Genomic DNA, 16,061 nt, shown 5'->3' on the forward strand with positions numbered 1-16,061 from the left:
ACATGATGATCTTCCACAGCACCGCGACCGCTCTCGTCGTCCTCCTCCTGGTGGCGTGCAACCCGTCAACTCCCGACGCCTCCACCGAATCCGGCACACCCACCCGAGCGGACACCGCCCTCCTGCCCCAGGAGCCCACCCAAACACCTGGCCCGGCCGAAGCGGCCCGAGAACAAGGCGTGCACACCTACCGCCGGATGTGGGCTTCCTTCGCCACGGCCGGCATGACAGCCGATTGGCAATCACCCGAATTGGCTCTCTACGCCACCGGTACGGCACTGTCCACCCTGACCCAGGCGTTGTTCGGGTACAGCCAACGAGGAATCATCACCCGAGGACAACCCGTCTTGACCCCCACCGTGGCCTCGGTGGAGCCCGAGGAATCCCCGGCCAAGGTCGTCGTCACCGACTGCGGTGATTCGACGAACTGGACCGAGCACTACGCCGATACCGGGCAGCCGGTGGACGACAAGCCGGACACCAGGCGACGCATCAACGCGGTAGTGGACAAGCAGGCCGACGGATCGTGGAAGGTCAGCGACTTCGGCGTGCACGAGGTGGAGACATGTTGAAGCGTGCGTCCGCCGGAGCGCTCGTCCTGCTGCTGACGACCTCTTCCCCCGCATGGGCAGGACCATGGGGCGGAGTGAACTGCTCTCAACGCCCCTCTCCCACTTGCGAACTCGGCGTCGGAATCGGTGACCGGCCGGGCCCGGTCACCGGACGTCCCGGCAACGCGGAGCCGCTCTTCGGACACGACAGCGACGACCCGTACTGGGGCTGCCGCCGCGTCCCGGTCGACTACCAGGATCCAGCCGGGCAGCCGGAGGGGCCCGGCGGTTGGTTCATCGTGTTGTGCTCCAGCGATGGCAAGGACCCGCTGTCCCACGGTCCGGTGTGGGTCGCTGAGGACAGCACCTCCACGGTCTCGCCGGAGCAGTTGGCGCAGACGGCTCGTGAACGCTTGCGCCTGCCCTCGGTCCAGATCGCCCGGAATCCCGTCGGTACGCAGTTGGTGCACTTGCCGACGTGGTTGTGGTTGGCCGGTGGGTGGCGGGAGGTGTCGGAGAGCGCGTCGGTTCCCGGTGTGTCGGTGATGGCGACGGCCAGGCCGGTGTCGGTGAGCTGGTCGATGGGGGACGGTTCAACGGTGAGCTGTACCGGTCCGGGTACTGCCTACATGGCGGGCACGGATCCGACGGCGTCCTCGCCGGACTGCGGCCACGTCTACCGCCGCTCGTCGGCCGACCGGCCGGGTGAGGCGTTCCCGGTGTCGGCGACCGTGCACTGGACGGTCACCTGGTCCGGCGCGGGCCAGGGCGGGACGTTCCCGGGTATGACAACCACGGGCACCGCGAGCTTCCGAGTGGCGGAGTCCCAGGCGCTCAACAACGGCGTCGGCTGACCGGCACCCCCGGCCACCGACGACCCACATCCGCTTCACCCCACAGCGAATCCCCGTTCCGCTCGCCGATCGGTCTTTGGCGACGCGGCGCGCCACCCCCTTGCCTTTGGAGGTTTCGGCATGAGTACCGACACCACGTCGCGGCCGGGCACCGACCGTTCCGCCGGCACGGCCACCGGCCGCTGGACCGGCGGCAGAACACCACCTGTCGCGCGGCTGCGGCCCACAAGCCGCCGCGGTGTCCCGTACCTGGTGCTTGGGGTGCTGCTGGTGGTGGTCTGTGTGGGCGGGTTCGTGCTGGTCTCGCTGCACTCCGGTGACCGTCGGGCCGTGCTCGCGCTGGCCCGTGACGTCTCGGTGGGACAGGTGCTGACCGCGGGGGATCTGCGGGAGGTCGGCGTTGCGGTCGACGCGGGTGTGGCCGTGGTGGGCGCCGATCTGGTGGCCACGGTGGTGGGCCGGCCGATGGCCACCGGTGTGTCGGCCGGGGCGCTGCTGACGCCCGCCTCGGTCGGCGCTGCCGTTGTTCCTGTTGCCGGCCAGGCCGTTGCCGCGTTGGCGCTCAGGCCCGGTCAGTTCCCGCCCGAGGTCGCCGCCGGTGCGCGGGTGGCGGTGGTGTTCGTACCGGGTCAGGCGGGTGCCGCCACCGGCCCGCCCGGTGAGGGCGGCCCGGTGTGGCCGGCCGTGGTGGTCGGCGTGACCACCGCGCCCAATGAGCAGGCAACGGTGGTGTCGGTGCAGCTGTCTGAGGCCGCCGCCCGCCGGGTGGCCGCGGTGCCGGTCGGGCAGTTGTCGATCGTGGTGCTCTCCGCCGGGGGTGGTCGCTGATGTTGGTCGCGGTCCTGTCGTTGAAGGGCTCGCCGGGTGCGACCACGTTCGCCGTGGCCCTGGCGGCCCGCTGGCCCGCCCCGGCTCGCGCGCTGGTGGTGGAGACCGACCCGTCCGGTGGGGACCTGGGGGTGAGGTTCTCGCTGCCTTCGGCTCCCGGTCTGGTGAGCCTGGCCGCCGCCGCGAGGCAGGGCGTCGACGCCGAGCTGGTGTGGCGGCACACCCAACGACTTCCCGGTGGTCTGCCGGTGCTCGCCGCGCCACCGGATGCCGAACAGACCCGCGCGGCGCTGTCCGCGCTGGCCCCGGATCCGGCCGGTGGTCCCGGTGTCCTGCGCGTGGCGGCCGACCAGCCCGGCAGCGTGGTCGTGGTCGACTGCGGGCGTGCCGACCCCGGCTCACCGGCGCTGCCGATCGTGCGGTCGGCCGACGCGCTGGTGTTGCTCTCCCACGCCCACGCCGAGGACCTCGCCCACCTGCCGCGGCGGCTGCCCGCGGTGGGCCGGTGGAGCCCGCGCCCGGTGCTGCTGCTGGTGGGTGAGGGCTACAGCGGCGCCGAGGTCGTCCGCGAACTCGGCGTGACGCCACTGGGGCGGGTGCCGCACGACCCGCACGGCGCGGCCGCGTTGTGCGGGCGACCGCACACCCCGCGCCGGTGGCGACACAGCCCCTCGCGTTCGGCGTTGGGCCGCTGCGCGCACGAGGTCGCCGTGGATCTGGCCGCCCACGCACGGCCGCCCGCGCCCATCCCGCACCAGACCGGTCCTGCCTCTCCGGTACCGGTCGCGGCCTGGCACCCGATCCCGGGACTTCCGCCTGCCGCGGTCTCGCCCTACGGCCTGCGTCCCGTACCCGGTCCGCTACCCGATCGGCACGAGCCCGGAGGAGGTCGGACGTCATGACCCACCCGACCGGCCACCACCCGGCCACCACATGGCCCCACCCACAGCCCCACGACCCACAGCCCCACGACCCCCAGCCCCTCGACCGGCAGCCCCACGACCGGCAGCCCCTCGACCGGCAGCCGTTCGCCGGCTTCGGCGACGTCGTTCCCGAAGCTGGCTCGGGCGGGGCGCCGCGGTATCACGACGCCGAGAACGACACCGTGGACCTCGCGGCCGCCACGACCGGGTTGCGCCGCTACCTGCGGGAGCGGGTGAACGCCGAGCTGCCGCGGTGGGTGGCCGACCAGCAGGACCGCACCGGCACCACCGCCACCCCCGAGGCCCGCCGCGAGCTGGCCAGGGGCCTGCTGGAGGAGGCGTTGCGCGTGCACACCGAGCGCGAGCTGGCCGCGGGTCGCCGGCTGCTGCCCCGCGAGGTCGAGCAGCGGGTGGTGGGGGAGGTGGTCAACGAGTTGTTCGGCATGGCGGGGTTGCAGCCGCTGCTGGAGGACCCGACCGTGGAGACGGTCAACGCCAACCGCTTCGACCGGGTGTTCGTGCAGTACAACGACGGCCGCCGCGCCCAAGCCGCTCCGATCGCCGGCTCCAACGAGGAGCTCACCGACCTGGTGAGGCTGCTCGCGGCCAGGGCGTCGAGCCAGGAGCGCCGCTTCGACCAGGGCTCTCCGGCGGTCAACCTCCAGCTGCCCGGCGGTGAGCGGCTGTTCGCGGTGATGGGCCTGACCGCGGGCGGGGTGACGGCGGTGTCGATCCGCCGCCACGGCTACCTCACCGTCACCCTCCCGGAGCTGCGTCGCCGCGGCACCCTCGACCCCGGCTTGGAAGCGCTGCTGCGGGCACTGGTGCGGGCCCGCAAGAACATCCTGATCACCGGTGGCACCGGGGCGGGCAAGACCACGCTGCTGCGGGCACTGGCCTCGGAGATGGACCCGCTGGAGCGGATCGTCACCATCGAGGACGCCTTCGAACTCGGGTTGGACCACGACCCGGACGTCCACGCCGACGTGACCGCCTTCCAGGCCCGCGAACCCAACGTCGAGGGCGAGGGCGCGGTCTCCCAGGCCGACCTCGTGCGCTGGGGCCTGCGCATGTCACCGGACCGAGTGATCGTCGGGGAGATCCGCGGCCCGGAGGTCATCCCGATGTGCAACGCCATGTCCCAGGGCAACGACGGCTCGATGGCCACCCTGCACGCCTCCAGCTCCCGGATCGCGTTCACCAGGCTGGCCTCCTACGCCGCCCAGGGCGCCGAACGCCTGCCGCTGGAGGCCACGAACCTGCTGGTCGCCTCGGCGGTGCACTTCGTGGTGCACCTGGCCCGCGCCCAGGACCGCCGCACCCGCGTGGTGTCCTCCATCCGCGAGGTCGTCGGCGCCGACGGCCCACAGGTGATCTCCAACGAGATCTACCGCCCCGGCCCCGACCACCGCGCCCGACCCGTGGCCGGCGCGGTGCGCGGCGACACCCTCGACGACCTGGTCGACGCCGGCTTCGACCCCGACGTGCTGGAGAACCCCGAGGGCTGGTGGGCGCCATGACCCCCACGGCTTCCGCCACCGTCGGTCCCACGACCGCCACGGCCGCGCTGCTCGGCCTGGGCACCGCCCTGGGCGTGCTGCTGGTGGTCCTCGGCTGCCGCGGCGTCGTGCTCCACCACCCCCGCCGCGCCCGAGCCCGCGCCGCCGATCGACACCGCGGCCCGCGCCTGTGCCTGGCGGCGGCCACCGGGGTGGCGACCGGTCTGCTGACCGGGTGGGTCGTGGGCGCCGTGCTGGCCGCCCTGGCGGCCTGGGCGCTGCCCCGGGTGCTGGGCGCAGACCCCGAGCACGCCCGTCGGGTGGCTCGCATCGAGGCCATCGCGACCTGGACGGAGATGCTGCGGGACACGCTGTCAGCCGCCGCCGGGCTGGAGCAGGCCGTCCTCGCCACCGCCCCGCTGGTGCCCGCCGCGATCCGCGGCGAGGTCGGCGAACTCGCCACCGATATCGGGAACGGGCAACGCCTGGCCCACGCGCTGCGCGCGCTGGGGGAGCGGCTGGACGACCCGGTCGGAGACCTGGTCATCGCCGCGCTGGTACTGGCCGCCGAGCAGCAGACCCGCCGGCTGGCCGACCTGCTCGGCTCGTTGGCCGACGCCGCCCGCGGCCAAGCCTCGATGCGGATGCGGGTGGAGGCCGGACGTGCCCGCACGCGGACCTCGGTGCGGGTCATCGTCGGCACCACGTGCGCGTTCGCCGCCGCCGTGGTGCTGCTCAACCGCGACTACATGAGCGCCTACGACAACGCGAGCGGGCAGATCGTGCTGCTGGGTATCGGCTTGCTGTTCGTGCTCGGGTTCGTCTGGCTGTCCCGCATCGCCCGCGTGACCCAGCCCGACCGCTTCCTGTCCACCGGCACGGACCACGACACCACCGCCCCACGGCCGGTGGCGACGACCATCGGAGGCCGACGGTGAACACCATGATCACCCCCGTCGCCCTGGGTGCCGGTTGCGGCATCGGGTTGTGGGCCCTGGCGGTCTTCCTGTTCCCGCCCCGCCCGGCCCTGGGTACCGTGCTGACCCGCGCCACCGCACCCCCCACCCCCGCACCGCCCGAGCCCGCGCCGATCCCGGCCGCCGACGACACCGGTCGGGTCGCCCGGCTCGGCCGCCCCGCCGTCGCCCCGCTGCGCGCCCTGGGCCTGCCCGGCCCCCGCCTGGGCAGGGACCTGGCCGTCCTCGGCCGCCCGCCCTCCACCCACCTGGCGGAGAAGGCCGTCCTCGCGGTCACCGGGCTGCTGCTGCCCGCCCTGCCCACCGCGGTCCTCGCCGCCGGGCTCGACCCCGGTCTCGGGTTTCCGGTCATCGCCGCTCTGGTGTCGGCCGGGCTCGGGTTCGTGCTGCCCGACCTGCGCGCCCGCGCCGCCGCGACCCGGCTGCGCGTCGGGTTCCGCCACGCCCTGTCGGCCTACCTGGACCTGGTGTGGATCGCCCTGTCCGGCGGCGCCGGGGTCGACAGCGCCCTGGGCGACTCGGTGACCGTCGGCCGCGGCTGGGCGTTCGACCGGCTGCGCCGCGCCCTGGACACCGCCCGCCTGACCCGCACGACCCCGTGGACCGCGCTGCGCCGCCTCGGCGAGGAACTCGACATCACCGAGCTGACCGAACTCGCCGCCTCGGTCAGCCTGGCCGGCACCGAGGGCGCCAAGGTCCGCGCCTCACTGGCAGCCAAAGCCCACGCGCTGCGCACCCACCAGACCACCGACGCCGAAGCCCGGGCCCACGCCGCCACCGAACGCATGAGCCTGCCCGTCATGGCCCTGTTCCTCGGCTTCCTGGCCTTCATCGCCTACCCGGCGCTGACCCAGGTCCTCAACGGCCTGTGACCCTGCGAGCACACCACGAACCCGTGAACCGCAACGAAGGAGAACCCGATGAACCCGCAGGTGCAAGCGATGTGGACGGTGCTGCGAGCCCGGTGGGAGCAGCTGCGTCGGCACCCGGAGGCCGGGTACTCGACCGAGACCGTCCTGGTGACCGCGCTGCTCGTCGTCGCCGCCCTGGCCGTGATCGCGATCGTCGTCGCCAAGGTCACCGACAAGGCCAACGGCATCACCTTGTGACCACCATGAGCCACGAGAACACCGTCCCCACCGCACCGGGGCGTGCCAGGTGGGCAGACCGGACCCGGCGGGCGCTGCGAGGCGAGCGCGGCTCGGTCGGCGCGGAACTGGTGATCGCCACCCCGCTGCTGGTGCTGATGCTGCTGGCCATCGTGCAGTTCGCGCTCTGGTCGCACGCCACCCACATCGCCCAGGCCGCCGCCGCACAGGGCCTGGCCGCCACACGAGCCCAGCACGGCACCACCGCGGCGGGCACGGCGAGCGCGCGGCGGATCCTCGACCGGCTCGCGGGCGGTCCGCTGCGCGGCGCGGCCGTCACCGCCGACCGGGGCGCCACCTCGGCGTCGGTGCGCGTCACCGGAACCGCCACCCCGGTCGTGCCGTTCCTGCGCCTGCCCGTGCACGCCGAAGCCGACGGACCGGTCGAGCGCTTCGTCCCCGACCCGACAAGCGGATGACCGCGATGACCCGACCACACGCACACACCGGGACACCAGGACACCCCGACCGGTGCCGCCCCGCCCGCCCGGGGCGGGCGGCATGGTGGCGCGCCGACGACGGCTCCGCGGCCGCCGACATCACCCTCGCCACCCCGCTGCTGATCATGCTGCTGGTGTTCGTCGGCGTGCTCGTCCACCGGGGCGTGGACGCCCGCATCCGCCTCGACGACGCCGCCCACCAGGCCGCCCGCGCCGCCAGCATCGAACGCACCCCGTCCGCCGCCACCGCCGCCGCCCGCTCCACGGCCGCGAACGCGCTGGCACAGGCCGGCGTGTCCTGCACGTCCCTGTCGGTGACCGCCACCACCGGCGGCCTGCGCCCCGGCGGCACGGTCGGGGTGACCGTGTCCTGCCAGGTCGACTTCGGCGACGCCCTGATCCTCGGCATACCCGGCGGCACCCGGCTCACCGCCGACGCCGTCGAACCGGTCGACACGTGGCGCTCGACGAACACCGGGAGCACGCCGTGAGCCACCGCGACCGGCCGCACCGGCAGCCGACGGCCCCACGCCGCCGGCGGCACGCCGACGAGGGACACGTGACCTCGTTCGTCGTCGTGCTCACCACCGGCGTCCTCGCCCTGGCCGGGCTCACCCTGGACGGCGGTCTGGCCCTGGCCGCGGCGGTGCGCGCCACCGGTCAGGCCGAGGCCGCCGCCCGCGCCGGCGCCCAGGCCGTCGACCTGACCGCCTACCGCGGCAGCGGAACCCTCCGGGTGATGCCCGACCAGGCGGTGACGGCAGCCCGGGCGCACCTGGCGGCCGAGGGCGTCACCGGCACGGTCACCGTCTCCGGCGACACCGTGACGGTCACCGTGACCGCCTCCCAGCCCACCCAGCTGCTCGGCCTGGTCGGGATCGGGTCGCTGCGGGTGCACGGACAGGGCAGCGCCCATCCGCAACGCGGCGTGACCGCGATCGAACCATGACCTCATCCCCCCGCCACAGCCGACGCGACCACGATCAAGGAGAAAGCGGAATGGCCACACCCGAGGAAATCCGGCGGCGCGTCGAGACCGCTGACACCGCCCGCAGCACCCGCCGAGCCGCCGCCGCCCAACGGGTCGGTGAGCTGGCCCGCCGCCGGGCCGCCGTCGTCGACCAACTCGAGCAGGTCGAACGCGAACTCGGCGACGTCCTCGCCGACGCCCAGGACGTCATCGACCTCGACGAACTGGCCGAGTTCACCGACCTCAAGGTCGCCGACCTCACCGGATGGCTCGCCGGCCGCAAACCCACCCGCGGCCGGCGCCGGAAGTTCTCCACCGCCGCGGCCGGCACCCCGCACGAGCCCACCCCGGGACCTGCCACGTCGAGGACCCCCGCGACCGGCCGGACACCGACACCCCGCGAGCCCGCGCCCGCCGCCGCCGAGGTCTCCGACCCGCCGGCGCGGGTCGCGGACCAGGTCCGGTGAGACGGGCCCGCCACGCACCAGCCCCGGCAACGCCGCGGAATCGAGCACGCCGTGACCACAGCATCCCGCACCACCCGCCGAGAACCGCGACGACCACCGCGCGCACCCGGGTGGCGCGCCACCGGCCGCCTCCTCGCAGCCGCCGCCGGCCCGGCCCGAGCCCTGGCGGCCACCGCGCTCCTGGTCGGCCTGCTGGCCGGGCTGCCGTGGGCGCTGGTGCACTTCATTGGCTGGCCCCTGCCCGACCACCTGCCCTCCCGGGCCGACGTGCGGGGCGTGCTGTCGGCCCGGATGAGCACGGTGTGCCTGCTCGACGTCCTGGCCTGCGCCGGGTGGCTGCTGTGGGCCCGCTTCACCCTCGACACCGTCCGCTGCGCCGCCGACGTGGCCCGCCACGCACGCATCCCGCAGGTGCCCGCCGCCGGACCCGTGCGCCGGATCGCCGCCGTGCTCGTCGGCGCGACCCTGATCTCGATCCTGGGCCACCGCGCCGCCGCCACCCCCGCCGGCCCGCCAACCGGGCCCGACACCGGCCGCGAGGTGGTGGCGACCGCACCGGCCCGGCAACACCCGTCGCAGCAGGGCACCCCGGACATCCGATCGGCCACCCACACCGCTTCCGGTCACCCCGATTCCGGCGCGCCGGCGCGGCGCACTCCCGCGACGTCGGCTGTAGTGCTGCCCTACGACCCCAGCACCGGCCTGCACGACTCGCTGTGGCGGATGGCGCAACGCACCCTGGGCGACGGCCACCGCTGGCCCGAGATCTACGAGCTCAACAAGGGCAAACCCCAACCCGACGGCGGCACCTTCACCCAACCCGGCCTCATCTTCCCCGGCGAGGAAATGGCCCTGCCCCAGAACGCCACCACACCCCCGATGCCTTCCCACCGGCCCGCTCCACCCCCCACGACGCAGCCCTCGCCGGGCACTCCGTCACCCGGCAGCCCGACGACACCGGCCTACCCGACCACGCGGACACCCCACCTCCCACAAGCGCCACCCCCGCAGGTGCAGCCGGACACGGAGGCACCCCGGGCACCCGGCGAGCCGGGATTCGGCTGGGGCGAGGAGCTGTTCGTGGGGCTCGGCCTGGCCTCGGCGGTCAGCGCCGCGCTGACCCTCGCCCGCAGACGCCACCGCCGCCGCTACCGGCCCGGCAGCGGCGACCGCACCGACCTGCCCGTCGCACCCGTGGTCTACCAACTGCGACTGGCGCACCTGCGCACCAACCCCGACGACGAGCCCGACCCCGACGACCCGGATCCGGATCCGGATCCGGATCCGACGAACGTACGACCGCAGCGCGCACCAGCACCGCGAGTGGTGCCCGACCCCGACGACACGGCCCGGGACGATCAGCGGCCGGTGTTCCCCGTGGGCGTGCGCGATGGCCGGGAAATCGCCCTGAGCCTGGCCGCGGCGCGGGGCCTGGGACTGATCGGCGCGGGTGCCGCCGCCGCGGCCCGCGCCCTGCTGATCACCGTCTTGACCACGACGACCGAAGCGGCCCGGATCGTCGTTCCGGCCCAGGACCTCGCCCCGTTGCTCGGCCGCCGGGCAACCCGGGCACCGCTGCCGGCAAGCGTGCACGTGACGGCCGACCTGGACACGGCCCTGGACGCCCTGGAAGCCGAAACCCTGATGCGCACCGGCCGGTCCGGACGATCGCACGACACTGGCTGTCCGCCCTTCGTGCTGGTGGCACGCACGCCCGAGGGCCGGCATCGGCGTCTGCAAGCGATCCTGGACAACGGATGCGGTGTCGGCGTGACCGGCCTGCTGCTGGGCCCATGGCCCGCCGGCATCACCGCCTACGTCCGCGCCGACGGCACCGTCTCCACCACCAACCCCGGCCTCGGCGAACCCCTGCGCGGCACGGCGATGTTCCGCCTCGGCGAGGACCACACCGCCGACCTGATGACCCTGCTGCACCACGCCGACCCCGCCCCCGACCTCGACACCGAGCCGGGTGCCGGGCCGTGCGAGCAGTACCTCCCCGGCGGCACCGCCTCGGAGCCCGCCGTCCCCGTCGACGTGTCCCCACGAATTGACACCGGCCTGGAAATCCTTCATCCACAACCAGACCGGCCCACAGCCACGCGGGAAGAACGAACAGACATACCCGCCGACGCGCCCGGTGTCGTCGAGCCGGTCAACCCCGCGACCTCCCGGGCCGCCGCCGAGCGCGACCGAACAGGCGACATACCCGACGCGGACCTCCCGCCCCTGCGGATCAGCGTGCTGGGACCTCCACGGGTGTGGTGGCGCCCTGGGACAGGGGACACGGAGGAGGAGGAGCGCGAGATCACCTCGGCGTTCCAACCCCGCACGCGCGAGCTGCTGGTGTTCCTGGCGCTACACCCCGACGGCGCCAGCCGCGAGACGCTCATCGCCGCCCTGTGGGCCACCAGCCCACCGGACAAGACCACCAACACCATGAACACCGGCCTGACCCGGCTGCGCCGCGCCCTGACCGCGGCGACCGGGGGCGCGATGTCCGACGTGGTGCTCACCGGCGAGGGCCGCTGCCGCCTGGACCCCGCCCTCGTGGAGGTCGACTACCACCGCTTCGCCGACGCCGTGACCGCCCGCCGCACCGCCACCACCGAGAAGGACCGCATCGACGCCTACCGACGCATCGTCGAGGACTACACCGGCCCGCTGGCCGACGGACTGAGCACCGAGTGGCTCGAAACCGCCCGCGAGGCCATCCGCCGCGACGCCATCGACGCCGTGGCCGCCCTCGCCCGCGCCCTGGTCGAGGACGACCCGCGGCGGACGCTGGACCTGTTGGAGATGGCACGGGCGTTCGACCCGCACAACGAGCTGATCTACCGCGACATCATGCGGCTGCAGGAACGCCTCGGCCAACCCGACGCCATCCCCCGCACCCTGACCCTGCTGACCACCCGGCTGGCCGAGATCAAGGACCAGCCCACCCCGCAGACCGTCGACCTGGCCGAACGGCTGCGCCGCCGCCACGACACCGACAACCCCCACCCGTCGAAGACCGACCGCGCACACCGCGGGACCGGATGACGAACGCACCGAGTCGGGACACCTCCCGCCCGCCGGCGGTACCCGCCCCGCGAAAGCCGGACCGGACGGTGCAGGAAAACGGGGCGACACCGGCCGGTCGCCGGCCCGTGCACGACTCCGCCGGAAAGTCCGCCAGAGCATCCTCGTTGACCCCGCCGAAAAGTCTCGACAACACTCGAGTGCGCCGCAGGGTTCTTTCGAGTGTTTTAGGGGGGTATGTGAATGAATGCTATCGTGCTGGATGACGTGCATGTCCGACAGATCTTCGACGATGGATAAGAGTTGACCGTGCGGAAAGTCTCGAGCCGACTTCGCAAGCCTCCCCGGAGTGTCGCCGGGACGGCAAGGGATCCGCCTGTGGCCGAGGTGGTTTCCGGGAAGCGTGAGGCGCGCCGCCTCGGCCGCCGCCCGCACAACCACGTCGTCGCTGTCGTTGGGCTCACCGCACAAGACGATCGCTGTACGTGACGGAAGTGGAGATCGTTTGTACGTACAGTGACTTCCGTTGGGGGTTCATATAGGGGATCACATTGGGGATCAGGTTGGGGATCCTGTTAGAACGCCACCCCCTGACACCTGTAAAGCTCCAGGTAGGAAGGTTGCGGAGGGATCCGCTGGTATCCCAGACTCGCTTGCCCGCAGGCTGGGGAACACATCGGGACGGCCCTGCGGTCGACGGTGCTCGTCCGGCGTCGCCCCGGTCGTCTCCCCTTCGGCCTCCCAGGACCCTCCCCTGCCCCTGTCTCCCCGCACTCTCGTCCAACAATTCCCAACCCTTCTGTGCGCATCGACGCTTCGGTGGTCCGTCCTCGTGCCGGACTCTTTGGCCTGTTGTCGACCTGCGTAAATGCGGACGCATGACATCCGGGATTGTGTGCGCACGAATATGTCGGATATTTTCGGCAACTCCGATCGGGTGACATTCCGAAAGAGTCTTGAAAGTGGGCCGCCGAACCATTGATTGGCGTGCGGGGCAGAGTCATAATTGAATTGCAGTCGAAGGGAATGCAACCACGGCGAATGTCACGCCCGGCGCGAGCCATGTCACATCACGGGAACTGGGAGTCGAAATGGTTACGCATTTCATGGACACCGAAACCGGTACGCCGGTGACGTGTTCCCCGATCACCTCGGACAGCCGGCACAGCACCGGGCACGACGGACCCCGCACCCGCACGCACCGCAACCGGGACGGCTACGCCACCACCTGACCGACACGCCCGCGACCACGACCCCGGCACGACCGAAAGGACACCCACGATGACCACGCCCACCCCCGCCTCAGTGCCCGCGACCCCCGCACCCGTGACGGCGGGCGGGTCGACGTCCCGGTTGCGCAGTGGTGAACTGCGCGCGATGGTCGCCAGGGTCCTGGTCGACAGCGCGGGCACCGGCCTCACCCCGGGCACCATCGCGCACACGTTGAACCGGTCGTCGGGCGCGGTGGGCAACGCCTGCCGGGTGTTGGTGGAGCGGGGCGAGGCGGAGGTGGCCTCGTCCGCGCCGCTGAGCTACCGGGCGACCGCGACCACGGGGTCCGCCGCCGTGTCCGCCGTCCCCGGCCCACCGCGCACACCCCGCTCGAAGCCCTCCGCCGCACCGCCCACCACGACCGCGACGCCGCCCGCGCCGTCCGGCGCGGGCGGGAGGGGGAAGGCGGCGGGTTCGGGCGTGGTGACGGGTCCGGTGTTGCGCCCGAACGGCACCGAGTACCACCCGCGCCTGTTGGCGGGCACGGCGTTGCCGGACGTGACCGCGTTGCGGCGGTTGCGCGACGCGGGGGTGGCCGCGTTGTTGTACGGACCTCCGGGGACGGGGAAGACGTCGGTGGTGGAGGCGGCGTTCCCGGACTGCGTCACGGTGCAGGGCGACGGGGACACCGTGGTGGCGGACCTGGTGGGGGACTACACCAAGACCCCGGGCGGGGAGTTCGTGTTCGTGCACGGTCCGCTGGTGCGGGCGATGCGCGAGGGCGTGCCGCTGTTCGTCGACGACGCGACCCTGATCCCGCCGACCGTGCTCGCGGTGGTCTACCCCGCGATGGACGGCCGCCGGCAGATCGTGGTCAAGGCCAACGGCGGTGAGGTCGTGGACGCCGCGCCGGGGTTCTACGTGGTCGCCGGGCACAACCCCGGTGTGCACGGCGCGGTGCTCACCGATGCCCTGTCGAGCCGGTTCTCGGTGCAGGTGCGGGTGTCGTCGGACTACGACCTGGCCGATCAGTTGGGCGTGGACCGCAAGGCGGTGCGGGTGGCGCGCAACCTGGCCACCCGGCAGGAGAAGGGCGAGGTCGGGTGGTCGCCGCAACTGCGCGAGTTGTTGGCGTTCAAGAAGATCGCCGCCGTGTTGGGCACCGACGCCGCCGCAGCGAACCTGGTGGGCATTGCGCCGGAGGAGGACCGCGACACCGTCGCCGCCGTGGTGCGCGACGCCTTCGGCCGCACCGTCACCCCGCTCGCCCTCGGTGCCCGCATCATCCCCGCCAAACGGTGACCCCGAACCCCGCCGACCCGCGAACCGTCGTGAAAGGACCCGTAGCCGTGAGCACCCACTTCACCGCCGACCCGGACGCCCTCGGTGCCGCCGTGTTCCCCACCCGCCCCGAATGGCTTGCCCTGTCCGCCGCCTTCGCCGACGAGGTGCCCGTGATCGCGGACCGGGACGACCTCGTGGTCCGTGTCGCCCCGGGCGCGGGCGGCGGTGCCCCGGCATGTTTCTACCCCGCCCGCGCGCTGATCGAGGTCGACGGCGACCACCTCGGGGTGGACCCCGCCACGGTGGACCCCGCGAACCTGTCCGACCGGTCCCGCTACGCCCCGGCGTGGGGTGCGCTGACCCACGAGTGCGGACACGCCCGCCACACCCGGTGGGAGCCCCCGCGCGACGCCCCACCCGGCGTGGTCGCCGCCGCCATGCTGCTGGAGGAGCCCCGCATGGAAGGCGCGCACCTCCTGCGCCGCCCGGACGACCGGCACTGGCTGCGGACGTGCGTAAAGGGCATCGTCGCCGCCGACCTGCACCTGTACGCCGACCCCGCCACCGCCCCGCAGATGACCCGCGCGGACGCCGCCCACACCGCCGCGCTGTTGCTGGGACGCGCGGAAGCCGGCGTGCTGACCAGGATCGAGGTCGCCCCCGTCGCCCGGGTGGTGCGGGACGTGCTCGGTGTCGACACGCTGCTGGAGTTGCGGAAGCTGTGGACCCGGGCGGTGTGCACCGCCGACGACGACGGCGAGACCATGCTCGACCTCGGCCGGCGGTGGTGCGAGATCGTCGGCACCGACCCGGACACCGGCGACCCCGACCCCGGTACGGCACCCGACCCGTCCGGCACGCCCGACCCCTCCGGCGGCACCGGCGGGAACGGGTCGGGCACCCCGTCGCCGTTGGCGGACGCGATCGCCGCCGTGGTGGACACCGTGGCGGCGGCGGTGGCGGGGGAGAAGGCACCGCAGGACCCCGCCGCCGTCGCCGCCGCACGCAGGGCGCGCGAGGCCGCCGCCGACCAGGCCGCCCGGCAGGCGGCACGGAAGGTGTTCACCGCCGGCGGTACCCGCGACGGGCGCACCGCCACGGCGGGCACCCGCCCACCCACCCCGGACGAGCGCTCGGCGGCGCGGGTGCTGGCGCGGGCGTTGGACACCGCCGGGGTCCGGGAACGGGTCGCGGTCAAGTCGACCTCGGAGGTGCCGCCGGGACGGTTGCGGATGCGCGGGGTGCGTGCCGCCGAAGCCCAACGCGCCGCCGGGGCGACCGTGACCGCGCAGCCGTTCACCCGCACCACCCGCACCCCGGTACCGACCCCGCCGCTGCGCCTCGGGGTGGCGTGCGACGTGTCCGGCACGATGGGCCGGGTACGCGCCCACGTGGCCTCGGCGGCATGGATCCTCGCCACCGCCGCCCGCCACACCAGGGTGCCCGCCGACACCGCGAGCGTGATCTTCGGCAACCACGTCCGCCCGCTCACCCGCCCCGGCAAACACCCCGCCGAGGTCACCGAATTCGCCTCCCGCGACAACTGGGAGGACATCCCCACCGCGATCGACGCCCTCGACGGTGCCCTCGGGCTGTCCCACCCCGGCGCGGCACGCCTGCTGGTGATCATCTCCGACGGCCGGTTCCGCGACCAACCCCGCCTCGACGGGCAACGCACACTCGACCGGTTGCGCGCCACCGGGTGCGCGGTGCTGTGGCTGACCACCAGCGACCACGACACCCCCCTCGACGGGGCAACCGTGCACCACCTCACCGACCCCGCCACCGCCGCCCAGGCCATCGGCCGCGCCGCCACCACCGCCCTGCGCGCCACCCGCTAACCCGCCCGGTCCGGGGCGGGCACCCCCCCCGCCCTGGACACCCCGT

The 16,061-nt window shown here is 73.7% G+C and carries 16 protein-coding genes; all 16 read left to right on the forward strand.

All coding sequences use genetic code 11. From position 1 onward, the window contains the following. The first annotated feature begins 2 nt into the window (after window positions 1–2). Window positions 3–572 carry a hypothetical protein gene (locus tag Q5530_RS16455; protein ID WP_415363161.1) on the forward strand — a complete coding sequence of 190 codons (570 nt, stop codon included), beginning with the start codon at window positions 3–5 and terminating at the stop codon, window positions 570–572. Continuing rightward, complete coding sequence (locus Q5530_RS16460) at window positions 566–1,405, forward strand: hypothetical protein (protein WP_415363162.1); 840 nt, start codon at window positions 566–568, stop codon at window positions 1,403–1,405. The genes Q5530_RS16455 and Q5530_RS16460 overlap by 7 nt, the downstream gene beginning before the upstream one ends. Before the next feature lie 330 nt (window positions 1,406–1,735). Beyond that, window positions 1,736–2,233 (forward strand): hypothetical protein, encoded by a 498-nt coding sequence (locus Q5530_RS16465; protein WP_415363164.1) that lies wholly within the window; start codon window positions 1,736–1,738, stop codon window positions 2,231–2,233. Continuing rightward, window positions 2,233–3,135: a chromosome partitioning protein gene (locus Q5530_RS16470; protein ID WP_415363165.1), complete on the forward strand. Its 903-nt coding sequence runs from the start codon at window positions 2,233–2,235 to the stop codon at window positions 3,133–3,135. Before Q5530_RS16465 ends, Q5530_RS16470 begins: the two co-directional genes overlap by 1 nt. After that, entirely contained in the window at window positions 3,132–4,676 is a 1,545-nt protein-coding gene (locus Q5530_RS16475; protein WP_415363166.1) for a CpaF family protein, read from the forward strand. The genes Q5530_RS16470 and Q5530_RS16475 overlap by 4 nt, the downstream gene beginning before the upstream one ends. Next, window positions 4,673–5,593, forward strand: a complete 921-nt coding sequence (locus Q5530_RS16480) for a type II secretion system F family protein (RefSeq protein ID WP_415363168.1) — start codon at window positions 4,673–4,675, stop codon at window positions 5,591–5,593. The genes Q5530_RS16475 and Q5530_RS16480 overlap by 4 nt, the downstream gene beginning before the upstream one ends. Window positions 5,594–5,598: 5 nt before the next feature. Continuing rightward, window positions 5,599–6,504 carry a type II secretion system F family protein gene (locus tag Q5530_RS16485; protein ID WP_415363169.1) on the forward strand — a complete coding sequence of 302 codons (906 nt, stop codon included), beginning with the start codon at window positions 5,599–5,601 and terminating at the stop codon, window positions 6,502–6,504. A gap of 48 nt (window positions 6,505–6,552) precedes the next feature. Next, window positions 6,553–6,741 (forward strand): hypothetical protein, encoded by a 189-nt coding sequence (locus Q5530_RS16490; RefSeq protein WP_415363170.1) that lies wholly within the window; start codon window positions 6,553–6,555, stop codon window positions 6,739–6,741. 5 nt (window positions 6,742–6,746) lie between these two features. Next, window positions 6,747–7,199 (forward strand): TadE/TadG family type IV pilus assembly protein, encoded by a 453-nt coding sequence (locus Q5530_RS16495; protein ID WP_415363171.1) that lies wholly within the window; start codon window positions 6,747–6,749, stop codon window positions 7,197–7,199. A gap of 5 nt (window positions 7,200–7,204) precedes the next feature. Further along, window positions 7,205–7,711, forward strand: a complete 507-nt coding sequence (locus Q5530_RS16500) for a TadE/TadG family type IV pilus assembly protein (protein WP_415363172.1) — start codon at window positions 7,205–7,207, stop codon at window positions 7,709–7,711. A gap of 68 nt (window positions 7,712–7,779) precedes the next feature. Beyond that, on the forward strand, window positions 7,780–8,169 hold the full coding sequence (locus tag Q5530_RS16505; RefSeq protein WP_415363173.1) for a hypothetical protein: 390 nt from the start codon (window positions 7,780–7,782) through the stop codon (window positions 8,167–8,169). A 50-nt stretch (window positions 8,170–8,219) separates the two neighbouring features. After that, the gene (locus Q5530_RS16510) at window positions 8,220–8,657 is read left to right on the forward strand and encodes a hypothetical protein (RefSeq protein WP_415363174.1); all 438 of its coding nucleotides are present in this window, start codon (window positions 8,220–8,222) and stop codon (window positions 8,655–8,657) included. Between the two features lie 51 nt (window positions 8,658–8,708). Continuing rightward, entirely contained in the window at window positions 8,709–11,699 is a 2,991-nt protein-coding gene (locus Q5530_RS16515; RefSeq protein ID WP_415363175.1) for a BTAD domain-containing putative transcriptional regulator, read from the forward strand. A gap of 1,085 nt (window positions 11,700–12,784) precedes the next feature. Next, window positions 12,785–12,910, forward strand: coding sequence for a hypothetical protein (locus Q5530_RS16520; RefSeq protein WP_380637841.1), 126 nt, complete (start codon window positions 12,785–12,787; stop codon window positions 12,908–12,910). A gap of 49 nt (window positions 12,911–12,959) precedes the next feature. Then, on the forward strand, window positions 12,960–14,192 hold the full coding sequence (locus Q5530_RS16525) for an AAA family ATPase (RefSeq protein ID WP_415363176.1): 1,233 nt from the start codon (window positions 12,960–12,962) through the stop codon (window positions 14,190–14,192). Window positions 14,193–14,239: 47 nt separating this feature from the next. Beyond that, complete coding sequence (locus Q5530_RS16530) at window positions 14,240–16,015, forward strand: hypothetical protein (RefSeq protein ID WP_415363178.1); 1,776 nt, start codon at window positions 14,240–14,242, stop codon at window positions 16,013–16,015. Window positions 16,016–16,061 lie beyond the last annotated feature (46 nt).

Origin of the sequence: Saccharothrix sp. BKS2, from assembly GCF_047689505.1 — a bacterium.
GTDB classification, from domain to species: Bacteria; Actinomycetota; Actinomycetes; order Mycobacteriales; family Pseudonocardiaceae; genus Actinosynnema; species Actinosynnema lopnurensis.

Bases quoted from the DNA above. Each gene is read 5' to 3' on its own strand.
- Q5530_RS16520 (WP_380637841.1), top strand. From the start codon at position 12,785: ATGGACACCGAAACCGGTACGCCGGTGACGTGTTCCCCGATCACCTCG.
- Q5530_RS16475 (WP_415363166.1), top strand. From the start codon at position 3,132: ATGACCCACCCGACCGGCCACCACCCGGCCACCACATGGCCCCACCCA.
- Q5530_RS16510 (WP_415363174.1), top strand. From the start codon at position 8,220: ATGGCCACACCCGAGGAAATCCGGCGGCGCGTCGAGACCGCTGACACC.
- Q5530_RS16500 (WP_415363172.1), top strand. From the start codon at position 7,205: ATGACCCGACCACACGCACACACCGGGACACCAGGACACCCCGACCGG.
- Q5530_RS16495 (WP_415363171.1), top strand. From the start codon at position 6,747: ATGAGCCACGAGAACACCGTCCCCACCGCACCGGGGCGTGCCAGGTGG.
- Q5530_RS16485 (WP_415363169.1), top strand. From the start codon at position 5,599: ATGATCACCCCCGTCGCCCTGGGTGCCGGTTGCGGCATCGGGTTGTGG.
- Q5530_RS16470 (WP_415363165.1), top strand. From the start codon at position 2,233: ATGTTGGTCGCGGTCCTGTCGTTGAAGGGCTCGCCGGGTGCGACCACG.
- Q5530_RS16455 (WP_415363161.1), top strand. From the start codon at position 3: ATGATGATCTTCCACAGCACCGCGACCGCTCTCGTCGTCCTCCTCCTG.
- Q5530_RS16525 (WP_415363176.1), top strand. From the start codon at position 12,960: ATGACCACGCCCACCCCCGCCTCAGTGCCCGCGACCCCCGCACCCGTG.
- Q5530_RS16490 (WP_415363170.1), top strand. From the start codon at position 6,553: ATGAACCCGCAGGTGCAAGCGATGTGGACGGTGCTGCGAGCCCGGTGG.
- Q5530_RS16480 (WP_415363168.1), top strand. From the start codon at position 4,673: ATGACCCCCACGGCTTCCGCCACCGTCGGTCCCACGACCGCCACGGCC.
- Q5530_RS16460 (WP_415363162.1), top strand. From the start codon at position 566: ATGTTGAAGCGTGCGTCCGCCGGAGCGCTCGTCCTGCTGCTGACGACC.